Source organism: Cellulomonas endometrii (genome assembly GCF_949769265.1).
Taxonomy (GTDB): domain Bacteria; phylum Actinomycetota; class Actinomycetes; order Actinomycetales; family Cellulomonadaceae; genus Cellulomonas; species Cellulomonas endometrii.
The window spans coordinates 237675-250357 of sequence record NZ_CATKPC010000001.1; the positions used below are offsets into that span (position 1 = coordinate 237675).

General features: G+C 76.5%; 16 protein-coding genes. 6 read left to right on the plus strand and 10 right to left on the minus strand.

Features of this window, described 5'->3' with window-relative positions; all coding sequences use genetic code 11:
- Positions 1-14 precede the first annotated feature (14 nt).
- Together QNH85_RS01060 and QNH85_RS01065 are read left to right on the plus strand one after the other, a co-directional pair.
- A complete protein-coding gene (locus tag QNH85_RS01060) occupies positions 15-1145 on the plus strand; it encodes a hypothetical protein (RefSeq protein ID WP_282943992.1) in 1131 nt (376 codons plus the stop codon).
- A 112-nt stretch (positions 1146-1257) separates the two neighbouring features.
- Positions 1258-2796 (plus strand): outer membrane protein assembly factor BamB family protein, encoded by a 1539-nt coding sequence (locus QNH85_RS01065; RefSeq protein ID WP_282943994.1) that lies wholly within the window; start codon positions 1258-1260, stop codon positions 2794-2796.
- A 15-nt stretch (positions 2797-2811) separates the two neighbouring features.
- Here QNH85_RS01065 and QNH85_RS01070 read toward each other — a convergent pair whose 3' ends face one another.
- The 6 genes from QNH85_RS01070 to QNH85_RS01095 all read right to left on the minus strand — a co-directional run bounded on the left by QNH85_RS01070 (position 2812) and on the right by QNH85_RS01095 (position 6739).
- Entirely contained in the window at positions 2812-3642 is an 831-nt protein-coding gene (locus QNH85_RS01070; RefSeq protein WP_282943996.1) for a phosphotransferase family protein, read from the minus strand.
- A 22-nt stretch (positions 3643-3664) separates the two neighbouring features.
- Entirely contained in the window at positions 3665-4423 is a 759-nt protein-coding gene (locus tag QNH85_RS01075; RefSeq protein ID WP_282943998.1) for a hypothetical protein, read from the minus strand.
- A gap of 62 nt (positions 4424-4485) precedes the next feature.
- The gene (locus tag QNH85_RS01080; protein ID WP_282944000.1) at positions 4486-5490 is read right to left on the minus strand and encodes a cation efflux transmembrane domain-containing protein; all 1005 of its coding nucleotides are present in this window, start codon (positions 5488-5490) and stop codon (positions 4486-4488) included.
- Positions 5487-5960: a transporter substrate-binding domain-containing protein gene (locus QNH85_RS01085; protein WP_282944002.1), complete on the minus strand. Its 474-nt coding sequence runs from the start codon at positions 5958-5960 to the stop codon at positions 5487-5489. Before QNH85_RS01085 ends, QNH85_RS01080 begins: the two co-directional genes overlap by 4 nt.
- A 67-nt stretch (positions 5961-6027) precedes the next feature.
- The gene (locus QNH85_RS01090) at positions 6028-6240 is read right to left on the minus strand and encodes a helix-turn-helix domain-containing protein (protein ID WP_282944004.1); all 213 of its coding nucleotides are present in this window, start codon (positions 6238-6240) and stop codon (positions 6028-6030) included.
- 1 nt (position 6241) lies between these two features.
- Positions 6242-6739 (minus strand): DUF2975 domain-containing protein, encoded by a 498-nt coding sequence (locus tag QNH85_RS01095; protein WP_282944006.1) that lies wholly within the window; start codon positions 6737-6739, stop codon positions 6242-6244.
- Positions 6740-6811: 72 nt separating this feature from the next.
- Between QNH85_RS01095 and QNH85_RS01100 the strand changes: the two genes are divergently transcribed.
- Positions 6812-7981: an epoxide hydrolase family protein gene (locus QNH85_RS01100; RefSeq protein ID WP_282944008.1), complete on the plus strand. Its 1170-nt coding sequence runs from the start codon at positions 6812-6814 to the stop codon at positions 7979-7981.
- Here the strand turns inward: QNH85_RS01100 and yidD are convergent.
- Together yidD and QNH85_RS01110 are read right to left on the minus strand one after the other, a co-directional pair.
- Positions 7978-8256, minus strand: a complete 279-nt coding sequence (gene yidD / locus QNH85_RS01105) for a membrane protein insertion efficiency factor YidD (RefSeq protein ID WP_213283811.1) — start codon at positions 8254-8256, stop codon at positions 7978-7980. The genes QNH85_RS01100 and yidD overlap by 4 nt on opposite strands.
- Before the next feature lie 56 nt (positions 8257-8312).
- Positions 8313-8825, minus strand: a complete 513-nt coding sequence (locus QNH85_RS01110) for a hypothetical protein (RefSeq protein WP_282944010.1) — start codon at positions 8823-8825, stop codon at positions 8313-8315.
- 156 nt (positions 8826-8981) lie between these two features.
- On the opposite strand from QNH85_RS01110, the gene QNH85_RS01115 reads away from it, so the two are divergent.
- Entirely contained in the window at positions 8982-9968 is a 987-nt protein-coding gene (locus QNH85_RS01115; RefSeq protein WP_282944011.1) for a glycosyltransferase family 2 protein, read from the plus strand.
- A complete protein-coding gene (locus QNH85_RS01120; RefSeq protein WP_282944013.1) occupies positions 9965-10495 on the plus strand; it encodes a DUF4334 domain-containing protein in 531 nt (176 codons plus the stop codon). The genes QNH85_RS01115 and QNH85_RS01120 overlap by 4 nt, the downstream gene beginning before the upstream one ends.
- A 61-nt stretch (positions 10496-10556) precedes the next feature.
- Here QNH85_RS01120 and QNH85_RS01125 read toward each other — a convergent pair whose 3' ends face one another.
- Both QNH85_RS01125 and QNH85_RS01130 read right to left on the minus strand, forming a co-directional pair.
- Positions 10557-11342 carry a GNAT family N-acetyltransferase gene (locus QNH85_RS01125; RefSeq protein WP_282944015.1) on the minus strand — a complete coding sequence of 262 codons (786 nt, stop codon included), beginning with the start codon at positions 11340-11342 and terminating at the stop codon, positions 10557-10559.
- A 67-nt stretch (positions 11343-11409) separates the two neighbouring features.
- Positions 11410-11784: a DUF4406 domain-containing protein gene (locus QNH85_RS01130; protein WP_282944017.1), complete on the minus strand. Its 375-nt coding sequence runs from the start codon at positions 11782-11784 to the stop codon at positions 11410-11412.
- 63 nt (positions 11785-11847) lie between these two features.
- On the opposite strand from QNH85_RS01130, the gene QNH85_RS01135 reads away from it, so the two are divergent.
- Positions 11848-12606: a DeoR/GlpR family DNA-binding transcription regulator gene (locus QNH85_RS01135; RefSeq protein ID WP_282944019.1), complete on the plus strand. Its 759-nt coding sequence runs from the start codon at positions 11848-11850 to the stop codon at positions 12604-12606.
- The last annotated feature ends 77 nt before the right edge of the window (positions 12607-12683 follow it).

Genomic DNA, 12683 nt, shown 5'->3' on the forward strand with positions numbered 1-12683 from the left:
CGAGAGGAGACCCCATGCCATCGACCACCTTGTCGGCCCTGACGCTCGCCGCGCTCCTCGCGAGCCCGCCGGGCGGGGCGGGTGCGGGACGGGTGGACGTCGTGCCCGCGGAGTCCGCGCCGGTCGCGGGCACCGTCACGGAGACCGGCCGGGTCGAGCCGGAGGCCGGCACGCTCGAGCCGGACGCCGGGACGGACACGTCGGGCGCCGCGTCGGGCACGTCGGGCACCGCGACGGAGCCCGGCACCGCGCCCACGACCGGACCGACCACCGAGCCGACCACCGAGCCCAGCGAGCCCGCCGAGCCCGCGGACGACACGACCGCCGGCGACACGTGCACCGTCTGCGCGGGCGGCACCTCCGACGTCGGTGCCCAGGACCCGGCCGGGCCGACCGGCGACGTCCTGGACACGCCCGCGTCTGCTGACGAGCCGGCCGCACGCGTGACGCAGGGCTACCACCAGGACGGCGTCGACCGCCCGTTCTGGTGGGAGGACGACGGGCTGCACTTCCGCGACCCGATCCCCGCGAACGGCTACGTGAACATCAACGTCCCCGGCGCGCAGAACCTCAACATCGACGTCAACCGCGACCTGATCGGCGCGACCTTCGTCCCGTGGGAGCGGTTCGGCCTGCAGCCCGGCATGTGCGTGGCGTGGACGGAGTCGAACGGGTACAGCTACCACTTCGGCGAGGACAACTCCGGGCGCGGCGGCGTCGACGAGCGCGGCTGGACGTACTGCGTCCCGGACGAGCCGTCGGAGCCGGACACCCCGGACGAGCCGTCGGAGCCGGACACCCCGGCCGACCCGGACACGCCGACGGAGCCGGACACCCCGACGGAGCCGGACACCCCGGCCGACCCGGACACCCCGGCCGACCCGGACACCCCGACGGAGCCCGACACTCCGGCGGAGCCCGGCACCCCGGCCGAGCCGGCCGTCCCGGTGCCGCCGGTCGCCGACGGGACGACCTCCGCGGTGCTCGCCGCGGACGAGACGGCCGAGGCCGCGCCGCGGTCCGGCGTCCTCGCGACGACGGGCGCGTCCCCGGTGGGCGTGGCGCTGCTCGCGGCCGCCGCGTGCGGCGCGGGCGCGGTGCTGACCGCGGTGGTGCGCGGGACGCGCGGTCGCGCGCGCCCGTGACCCGTCCCTGACCGGGGCCTCACGTCCGCGCGGGCGGGAGTCGGTGCACGCGACCGCAGGTCTGCGGCGCGAACCCGCCCGCGCGGAGGCCGGCGCCCCCTAGGTTGTGCCCATGGCGGCGCAGCGGGACGCGATGCAGGAGGTCGACCTCGAGGACGAGGCGCCGGACGACCTGCCCGTGGGCGCCGCCGGCCTGCCGTCCGGCCCCGACGACCCCCTCCGGCGGCGCCGGGCCCGCCTCCTGCGGTGGTGGCCGGTGGCCGTGCTCGCGGTCGCCGGTGTGGTCGCGACCCAGCTGGTGCTTGACACCCGGGAGCGGCAGCGGGTCGACGCCGCGCGGGAGCTGGACCGGGTCGTGGGTCACGACGTGGGGCCCGACCTCGTCGTCACACCGGTGGGCCGGGGGTGGGACCACTGGCGCCTGATGGGCGGCATCGAGGCGGGGGACCTGCGCGTGGCCGCCGACGAGTCCACCGTCGGCGAACCCCGGGGGGTCACGGCGGTCGACGCGACGTCGGGCGACGTGGTCTGGCGGACGGCTGTCGAGGCGACGGGTCCGGCCCCGGGCGGCGCGCTGCCGGACTCGCCGGTGTGCTCCGCGGGGGACGCTCCGGTCGAGGAGATCCGGTGCCTGGTCCAGGACCGGTCCGCCGGGGAGACCGACGCCTCGGGTTACGTCGCGCAGGGGCCGCTCACCCGGTCACGGCTGCTGACCCTGGACGCCGCGACGGGGGCCGTGCTCGCGGAGCGGGAGCTGGCGCCCGTGTCGACGGCCTTCGCCTCCGGCCGGTACCTGGTGGTCGTCGAGGAGCTGGAGGGTGTCGTCCAGGTCCGTGCCGAGGACCTCGCGACGGGCGACGCCGCGTGGTCCACCACGCTGCCGGAGGTGCCGGACGCCCTGGCGCTGGATCAGGAGCAGGCCGCCGTCTTCGCGCCCGGCATCGGGGTGGAGGCGGGACACGTCTTTGTCCACCATGCGATGCGCGGGGCCGCCCTGCGCCTGTCGGACGGGGCGCTGGAGGCCTCGGGCCGGAGCGTCTGGCTCGGCCGGGGCGACCGGATCCTCACCACGGGCGAGGACGGCTACACGTGGCTGCGCGGCACGGACGGCACCGGGACGGCACGGGTGCTGGGGAACGCGCTGCAGCTCACGGTCGACGACGGCAGCGTGCCCGGGCTGGACCTGTTGTCCGACACCCGCACGGGCGTCGGCGTCATCAGCGCGGTGGAGCCGGCGACCGGCGCGACCGTGTGGTCCCACGAGGTCCCGGACTGGGCAGACGGGTCGATGGTCCTCCTGGACGGCGTGCTGTACGGCGCCGACACGACCGCGGTGTGGGCCCTGGACGCACGCGACGGGAGCGTGCGCTGGCGGACCGAGCGCGGCCGGGTGGACGCGGTCGACGACGGCGACGGCACGTCGATGTGGTCGTCGATGTGGGTGTCCCCGATGACGGACGGACGCCAGCTGCTCCTCGTGCAGTACGACGGCGACCAGCCGGTCCTGTCGGCGTGGTCGCTGGCCTCCGGTGCCAAGCTGTGGACGACCGCGCTGCCGGAGGAGGCGGGCGATCAGCTGGTCGTGTGGGACCACCAGATGTACGGCGGCGGGGAGGCCATGGTCCGGCTGGACGACGCGGCCGACGAGTAGCCCCCTGCCGGCGGCTCAGGCGGGCAGCGGCACTCCGAGCAGCGCCGCGAGCCGGGCGGTGTCCGACCGGTGCCGCTCCGTCTCCGCCGGGTACTCCAGGCACCAGAGGAGCTGCTGCACGGCGGCCCGCGGGCCGGGGGCGTCCGGCGTGCCGGGCATGTCGTCCCACAGCGCCGCCCGGGCGGCGTCGGCGTCGGCGGGCCCGGCCCAGGCGCTGTCCCAATCCAGCACGGCGGCGAGCTCCCACCCGGTGGCGGTGGGGCGCACGAGCGTGTTCGCGTGGTGGAGGTCGCCGTGCACGAGCACCGCGGGTCCGGTGCCGTCGAACAGGTGGCCGTGCCGGTCCAGCAGCCGCTCGACGGCGGTGCGCCGGGGACCCGGTGCGGTTCTGGCGAGGCTGCGGGTCCGGAGGGCGTCGAGCTCGGTGCGTGCGGGTTCGCCCAGGTCGCCGAAGGCCGGGTACCGCGCGGTCCGCAGCCGCGCCAGGACGTCGGCCAGCGCGTCCAGCACCCCGGCGCGCCCGGGCGGGTCGAGGGTCGGCGCGACGTCGCTCCACCGCCGCCCGTCGACCCGCTCGCACACCTGGTACTGCCACCCGTCTCGGGCGCCCGCCGCAAGCAGCCCCGGGACCGGGACCCCGACCGCCAGGGCAGCCTGCAGCGCGGCGGACGACCGCGCGAGGTCGAGCCCGGGCGCACCGACGGGCGCCGTCTTGACGACCAGGTCGCCGTCGCGCGGGCTGACGACGTGCCAGGTGCCCGCGCCGCCGTCGCCGGAGACGTCCGCCTCGACGCGGGCGTCCGGGCCCAGCACGTCCGCGAGCAGCGTGCGCGGGCCGTCCGGCACCGGGTCGCAAGGCACCGGTTCGTCAGGCACCGGTCACCGCTGCCACGACCGCGTTCCCGAGCACCACGCCGGCGAGCCACGCCCAGCCGCCGGTCAGCCGTCGGGCGGGGACCGTGGCCGGGCGGCGGCTCCACACCGGCGTCGGCTCCAGCAGCACGAACGCGAGCCAGAACGGCCACGCGAAGGCGCCGAGCCAGAACCACGCCCAGCGGGTGGCCAGGGCTGGTCCGGGCTGCGTGATCAGCAGCACGAGGGCGGCGAGGAACGCGCACAGCATCACGTACGGGTGCGGCCAGGACGCCCAGGCGACGTCCTCGGTGAACGTGACCCGGACGTCGGCCGGGGAGGCGTCCGCGGCGTCCAGGACCTCCCGCCGCTGGTCCAGCACGACGTCGCCGGCGCCCGGGTCGCCCATGACGACCGTGCCGTCGGTGGCCGACGACGCGGCGGTCTCGACCTGGAGCAGCGCGGTCCCCGGGCGTCCGGGCCCCGTCCACTGCACCCGGAAGGGGCCCACCGGGTCGCCGCCCGGCCGGGACTCGACCGTGAGCGTGCGGACGTCCCCGCGCTCCAGTGCGACCAGCAGCTCGTCGACGGTGCGCTCCGCGGGCGACTGCCACGTGCCGATCAGGTTGAGCACGATCAGCGCGGCCACCACGACGCGCGCGACCAGGACCGGCAGGGGGGACGGCGGGACCGTCGCGGGGAGCACGTCGGTCAGCTCGACCGGCGCGGGTCCCGGCGCGCGTGCCGGTCCGCGCGGGCCGGGGGGCGTGGTCATGAGCGCCAACCTAGGGGAGCGGTGGCCGGCGTGTGACGGGTTCGGGGGACCGGACGTCCCGGTCAGCCGGCGGTGCTCGCGGACGGCGACGCGGCCCGGGCCCCGGGCAGCATCTCCACGGGGAGGCGCTCGACGGGCGCGACCACGAGGTCCTGGATCTTCCAGTCCAGCGCGACGGTGCTCTCGCGCAGGCGGGCGAGCTCGGCGAGGTCGGGCGCCTGGCCGTCGCGGGGGACGACGAACGCCTCGACGTGGAAGACGTGCCCCTCGTCGCGCACCCGCGACCCGGCCTCTGCGACCCAGGGGGCGCCGCGCAGGTGCGCGTCGATCCGGGCGACGAGGGGGTGCGGCTCGTCGCCCTCGACGGTGCTCGCGCGCGCGTCCATGAGCGCGGCCGACGCGACCCGGAGGTTCGTGACGCCGTCGCGCAGGATGCTCCCGGCGATGAACAGGGCCGCCGCGGCGTCCGCCCACCACAGCCCCAGGCCGATCCCGAGGATGCCGACGATGCTCCCGAGGGCCGTCATCCAGTCGGCCTTGTTCATGTCGGCGTCGGCGTACAGGACGCGGTCGTGCAGCGTGCGGGCGAGCGGCAGCTTCGCGCGGCCCAGGAGGACCGGCGGGATGCCGGTCACGACCATCGCGGCGACCATCGGCCAGCCCGCCCACACGGGGTGCCCCGCGAGCACCATGACCCCGACGGGCGGGTGCTCGGCGGCGAGCAGACCGGACGCCGAGTCGACGACCAGGAACGCGCCCATCGTCAGGAGCGCGGCGGCGGCGACGAGGTGCCCGACGCCCACGGACCGGTGGTAGCCGTACGGGTGCTCGGGCGTGGGGGCCCGCCGCGCGAACCCCACGGCGACGAGGAACGAGATGGGCGGGATGAACGACAGCAGGTCCTCGACCCACGCCGCCTTCATCGCCTGGGAGCTGCCCATGACGAGGTAGACGAGCGTGACCCCGACGGCGAGGAACGCGATGGTGCCCCACGCGAGCCGGACGGCGCGGCGCAGCGCACGGGCCTGCTCCTGCGGCAGCTCGGTGTGCCCGAACCGGGCGCTCACGGCCGCACCTCCTGCTCGAGCAGGAACGTCTCCAGGGCGACGAGGAACCCGTTCTCGCCCAGGGGTGCCGCCATCACGTGCGGCTCGGGCGCGCCCTCGGGGTCCAGCACCGTCGCGTACGGGGAGGTCAGCGCCGCCTGGTCGGACCACGGCGACGCCGCCGTGAGGCCGCCGACCACCAGGTCCAGCTCGCCGCGCTCCAGCCGGCCGAGCAGGACCTCCTCGTTGCCCGGCACCCACTGCACCTCGGCGTCCCGGGTGGCGGCGAACTCGCGCACCAGGTCGACCTCCAGGCCGGACGGGTCGGTGTCGGAGTCGGCCACCGTCCACGGCGGGTTCTCCGAGACGCCGACCCGCAGGACGCCGCCCGTCACGCGGTCGAGGGTGCCGTCGGGGTCGGCCGGGAAGCCGCCGGCGCACCCGGTGAGCAGCAGGGCGGCGAGGAGCAGGCCGCCGAGGATCCGTGCCATCGGCCCAGTGAAGCCCGGAAGCCGCGACGGTGCACGTCAGGGCCGCGCCGGGCGTGGATCCGCGGGGTCAGTCCTCGTCCTCGACCCACTCCAGCAGGTCGCCGGGCTGGCACTCGAGCACCCGGCACATGGCCTCCAGGGTGCTGAACCGCACGGCCTTCGCGCGGCCGTTCTTGAGGACCGCGACGTTGGCCGGCGTGAGGCCGACGCGCTCGGCGAACTCCCCGACGCTCATCTTGCGCTTCGCGAGCTCCACGTCGATGCGGACGACGATGGCCATCTCAGATCACCGCGTCCATGTCGGTGCGGAGCGCGGCCGCCTGGCGCAGGAGCGCCCGCATCACGATCATCAGCAGCACGAACACGCCGCTGCCGAGCAGGATCCCCCCGAGCATGACCGGGATCCCGGGGTCGCGGAGCTCCGGCGTCACGTAGATGGTGATGCCGACCGTGAGCGCGCCCGCGAGGAAGATCAGCCAGGCGCCGACGACGGCCCACACGATCCCGTCCACCCACGCGAACGCGTCGGGGCTGAAGATCCGGTCGGCCTTCACCATGGTGAGCAGCTTCCAGGTGCAGACGATGACGATCTCGACGCAGACCAGGATCAGCACGGCGACGGCGGTGAGCGGCCAGCGCAGGTGCGAGACGGGCGGGTCTGCGTCGGCGAGGCTCGCGAACTGCCCGGGCCAGGACAGGGTCTGGCCGAGCACGCAGGCCAGGAACAGCAGCACGAGGAGCACGCGCAGGAGCGCCACGGCGGGGCGGGTCAGGTTCATGCATCGAGTGTCGGCGTATACCTATCGAATGTCAATCGACGATGCGGACGTCCCCTGAGTACGCTGGGCGTCATGCCGCAGGTCGCGCACCCTTTCACGCCCCGGACCGACCCCGCCGCGCTGGACGACCTGCGCCGCCGCCTTCGCGCCACCCGCTGGCCGGACGTCCCGGAGGACGCGGGCTGGTCGATGGGCACCGACGTCGACTACCTCCGCGACCTCGTCGCGTACTGGGCCGACGGCTTCGACTGGCCCGCGCAGGAGGCCGAGCTGGCGCGGGTGCCGCGGGTCCGCGTCGAGGTCGGCGGCCTCGGCATCCACGCCGTACACGTCCGCGCGGTGCGGCCCGCCGGCCCCGTGCTGCCGCTCGTCCTCTGCCACGGCTGGCCGGACTCCTCGTGGCGGTACAGCAAGGTCGTCCCGCTGCTGACGGACCCCGGCGCGCACGGCGCCGACCCGGCCGACGCGTTCGACGTCGTCGTCCCGGACATGCCGGGCTTCGGCTACTCGGACCGCCCCGCGGGCGCGCCCCTGGACGCGATCGCCGTCGCCGGCCTGTGGGCGGAGCTCATGCGGACGCTCGGGTACGACCGGTTCGGCGCCGTGGGCGGCGACATGGGCAGCCACGTGAGCCGGTACCTCGCGCTCGACCACGCCGACCGGGTCGTGGCCGTGCACCGGACCGACGCCGGCCTGCCCGTCTACCAGGGCGACCCCGCGGACCTGACGCAGCAGGAGCAGGACTGGCTGCGAGGCGCCGCGGCGTGGGGTGCCACCGAGGGCGCGTACGCCGCGATGCACCGGACGAAGCCGCAGACGGCCGCCGTCGGGCTCACGGACTCGCCGGCCGGGCTCGCCGCGTGGGTGGTCGAGAAGCTGCAGGCGTGGAGCGACTGCGACGGCGACGTCGAGCGCCGGTTCACCCGCGACGAGATCCTCACGCTGCTCACCACCACGTGGCTCACCGGGAGCATCGGCTCGTCGATGCGCGCCTACCGCGCGAACGCCGCCATCCCCCCGGAGCAGCTCGCCCGGCGGGTCGAGGTGCCGTCCGGGTTCGCGATCTTCGGCGGCGACGTCGTCCGGCCGCCGCGCGCGTGGCTGGAGCGCACGGCGAACACCGTCCACGTGTCCGAGCCCCCGAGCGGCGGCCACTTCGCGCCGTTCGAGGAGCCCGAGGTGTACGCGGCCGAGCTGCGGGAGTTCTTCCGGCCCTTCCGCGTGGCCGCGGCGGACTCCTAGAACCGGAACGGGATCGGGATCGGCCCGCAGCAGCACACGCCCCGCACGTCGCTCTGCGCGAGCATCCCGGCCGCCTGGTAGCAGGCCAGGAGCTGGACCACGCTGGGGCGGACGCCGCGCAGCACGCCGCGGCGCACGACCGCCTGCCGCACCGCCTCCGAGCACGACGTCCCCCCGTGCGCGACGCGGTACGCACAGCTGAAGCCCTTGTGCGGCGAGATGCGGCGCTGGTAGCCGCGGATCAGGCGGTCGACGGCGGTGGCTGCGGCACTCATCCCGTCACGCTACGGGCGCCCCCGCGGGAGCGCGCGCGGGAGGCGGGAGCCGGTCGTCACGGCGCGACCGGCTCCGGCGGCGCGCTCCGCGGAGCCCGGGACGACTCGCGCGCGCCGAGCGGGCGGGCGCGCCGCCACACGATCTGCGCCTGCAGCCCCACCATGAGCGCGATCATCACGAGCACCTCGCCGACACCGCCGTCGTCGCTGATGTCCCACAGGTACGCGAGGGTCCCCAGCGCGAACTTCGCGAGGATGAGCCCGACGAACAGGCCGATGGTCACGGGGGTGCCCTGCGCGTAGACCGTGCCGTCGGCCTCCTCCTGCCACACGCGGGTGAGCCGGCCGCGGACGATGCCGACGACCGCGCTGAGCAGCAGGCTGACGGCCAGGAACGTGACGGACCACGGCGTCCGGGGCAGGTTGAACCCGCCGATGAGGACGCCGACGCCCGCGTAGATGATCGCCAGCTTGAAGCGGCTGCGGCCCACGACCTCGTGGCGCTGCGTCTGGCGGATGATCGCGTAGACCACCAGCGCGAGGATGAGCACGTAGTTCCAGGCATCCATCGACCGACCCCCTGCCGACCGCCCGCGGCCTGTCCCGCGCCGGGAGGCGCAGGTGTCCCGCGCGAGCGCGAGGCTCCACCGTCGCAGGGCCGGTCGCAGGGGCCCCGGGGGGGTCGACCGCGCGCGGCTCCGGGGTCCCTCCGGTAGAACGGCAGGGTGAGCACGACGCGCCCTGCCTCCGCGCACGGACCGGTCGCCGACCCGCGACCGGCGGACGCGCCCGGCGCCGTGCCCGCGGGCACCGGCGAGCCGGACGCGCGCGTCGGCGTCGTCGTCATCACCTGGAACCGGCGCGAGGAGGCGCTGCGCGCGCTCGAACGCCTGCGGGACCTCCCGGAGCGGCCGCACGTGGTGCTGGTCGACAACGGGTCGACCGACGGCACGGCCGCCGCGGTGCGCGAGCGGCACCCGTGGGCGGAGCTGGTCGTCGCGGGGTCGAACCTCGGGGCCGTGGGGCGGAACGTCGGCGTCGAGCGCCTGAGCACGCCGTACGTGGCGTTCTGCGACGACGACACGTGGTGGGACCCCGGCTCCCTGCGGCGCGCGGCGGACGTGCTCGACGCCCACCCGGAGGTCGCGGTGCTGACGGCCCGGATCGTCGTCGAGCCCGCCGGGACGGAGGACCCCATCGTCGCGGAGCTGCGGGACTCGCCGGTGCCCGCGGCCCCCGGCCTGCCCGGCCCGGCCCTGGGCTCGTTCCTCGCGGGAGCGTCCGTGGTCCGCCGCGAGGCGTTCCTGGCGGCCGGGGGCTTCCACCGGCGGCTGTGGCTCGGCGGGGAGGAGGAGCTGCTCGCCGCCGACCTGGCGACGGCCGGGTGGGAGCTCTGCTACCTCGAGGACCTCACGGTGCACCACCAGGCGTCGAAGGCGCGCGACCACGACCGCCGGCGCCGCGACGGCGTCCGGAACACGCTGTGGTTCACGTGGCTGCGGCGTCCGCTGCGCCCGGTGCTCCGCCGCACCTGGGACGTGCTGACCACCGTGCAGCGCGACCGGGTGTCCGCGGCCGGGGTGCTGGCCGCGGTCCGGGGGCTGCCGTGGGTGCTGCGCGAGCGGCGGCCGCTGCCGCCGCGGGTCGAGGCCCGGTTCGCCGCGCTGGCCGCGTCGCAGCGGACGTCGCGCGCACGCCGGTACGTCGGGTGAGCGGGGAGGACGTGCTGCTCGGCGACGGAACGGCGGCGACCGCGCTGGCCCGGTACGACGCGCTCCCGCCGACGTCCCTCGCGCAGCTCCGGGGCGCGTGGCGGGGGTGGGGGATCCCGACGGGTCACCGCCTGGACGGCGTCCTGGAGGCGCTCGGGTGGCAGGGCAAGCGGTTCGACGACGAGGACCGCGTGCACCCCCTGGTCTTCCGGTCCGGGCGCCGGGTGGTGAGCGTGAACCCGGCCGTCGTCCCACTCGCGCTCGCCCTGCGCTGCGCGCCGGCGCTGCGGACCCGTGCGGCAGCCGGGGCGTTCGCTGTCGTCGCCCCGCTGCTCGGCACCGCGCGGCCGCACGGGCGGCTGCGTCCGGTGGAGTACCGCGGCGTGGTGTCGGCCGCGCTCGTCTACGACGACCTGCCCGTGATCGACGCGTTCCGCACCGTGGACGACGTGACCGTGGTCGGGGCGATGGACGCCCGGGGGATGCGCGAGCCCTACCTGTTCGCGCTGCGGCGCGTCGGCCCCTGACCGGCGCCCGCGCCGCGGCGCAGGTGCACGAGCGGGTACGGCCGCCCGTCGCCGGCGGGCATCAGGCCAGCTCCACGTACACGTCCAGCCCGCCCACCTCGACGAAGCCCAGGCGCGCGTACACCCGGGCCGCCGCGTCCGTGTCGGGGTGCAGGTGCGCGATGCGGGCGCCGCGGTCCGCCGCGTCCCGGAGCAGCCACGCGGACATCGCCGCGGCGACGCCCCGGCCGCGTGCCTCCGCGAGGACGCCCACCCCCGCGAGGTAGGCCGCGGGCCCGGCGCGCCCGTCCGAGCGCAGGGCGGACGCGGTGCCGACCGGGACCCCGTCGAGCTCGGCGAGCGCCACGGTGGCGCTCGGGTCGCCCAGGTGGCACCCGATCCACGCGGCCTCCGCCGCCGGGTCCCCGTCGAACGCCGCCGCGTCGACCGCCGCCACCGCGGTGAGGTCGTCCGGTCCGGCGGCGCGCAGGCTCAGGCCCGGCACCGCCGGCGCCGGGACCAGCGCGGCGAGGTCGAGCAGCATGAGGCGCTTGCGGAACAGGTGGCGCCCGTGCGGCCACGGCGCGCCCGCGGGTACCCGCACCCCCCACGGCACGCCGCGTGCGGCGTACCAGGCGCGGACGGCGTCCACGTCGACGAGCGCGGGGTCGGTGACGTCGCCGTTGTTCCACTGCGGGTGCGCCAGGCCGCTGGCCATGAGTCGGATGCCGGGGAGGTCCGCCACGCCGCCGCCGCGTCCGGCCCGCAGCACGCCGTGCTGCTGCCACGCGTCGGCGTGGGCGGTGCGGGCCAGGGCGGTGCGGCGGGCCAGGGCGGTGCGGCGGGCCAGGAGGGTGCGGTCGTCCACCCGCGCAGTGAACCGCGACGGGACCCGCGCCGGCACGCGTTTTGCGCGAGCCGACGCGCGTCCCACGTCAGGCGCGGGCCGGGGCGGCGACGGGGATCTCGTCCACCGACGTCCACACCGGGATGCCGCGCCGGCGGGCGATGGCGACGTCGTTGTCCGCGCCGCGGGACTCGCCGGGCAGGCGGAGGACGGCGTCGCAGTGCTGGAGCAGGCGCTCGGCGGTGGGGTAGAGGACGTCGGCGGCGCGCGGGTCGTCCGGGCCGGCGCCCATGCTGCTGAGCACGGGCAGCGCGACCCACTCGCCGATCATGGGCACGTGCCCGCGCTCGAAGACCGGCCAGGCGGCCTCCTCGAGCCGGCGGAGGTTCGCGGCCATCGCGTCGGGGTCGCCGTTCGTGCCGGACTGGTACGGACCGGCGATGAGGATCATCAGAGGTGTCATGCCTGGCACAGTAGCGTGCAGAAACGTGCAAGACTAGGCATCAATCGACAGGAGGAGGACGCGATGCTGCCGGCGCAACGCCAGGACGAGCTGCTGCGGGTGCTGCGCACCGAGGGCCGTGTGGTCGCGAAGGACGTGGCGGTGCGGCTCGGGCTGTCGGAGGACACCGTGCGCCGCGACCTGCGCGAGATGGCGGCGGCGGGCCTGTGCCAGCGCGTCTACGGCGGCGCCCTGCCGGTGTCGCCCGCGGTCGCCGACTACGCGGGCCGGCGCAGCGTCGCGGTGGAGAACAAGGACCGCGTCGCGCGCCGCGCGGCGGAGCTCGTGCGGCCCGGGAGCACGGCGATCCTGGACGGGGGGACCACCGCTCTGGCCGTCGCCCGCGCGCTGCCCCCGGACCTGCGCGCGACCGTCGTCACGCACAGCCCGACGGTGGCCGCCGCGCTCGCCGAGCACCCGACCGTCGACGTCCTCGTGCTCGGGGGGCGCCTGTTCAAGCACTCCGTCGTGACGTCCGGCGCGCTGCTGGCCGAGGCCGCCGCGGGCATCTGGGCCGACGTGTTCCTGCTCGGTGTCACCGGGGTGCACGCCGAGGCCGGCCTCACGACCGGGGATGCGGAGGAGGCCGCCACCAAGCGGACCCTCGCCGCCCGTGCGGGGGACACGTACGTGCTGGCGAGCGCCGAGAAGATCGGCGCGGCGTCGCCGTTCCGGGTGCTCCCGCTGACCGACGTGACGGGGATCGTCACCGACGCGCCGCTCGACCGGCCCGCCGCGCGGGCGCTCCTCGACGCGGGGGCGCCGCTGCTCGCGGCGCCGTGACCCGCGCGCCCTGACGCGCCCGCCCTGACCCGCCCCCCCGGGGCGGCCCTGGGCACGGGCGGGCGCGCGTGGCAGCA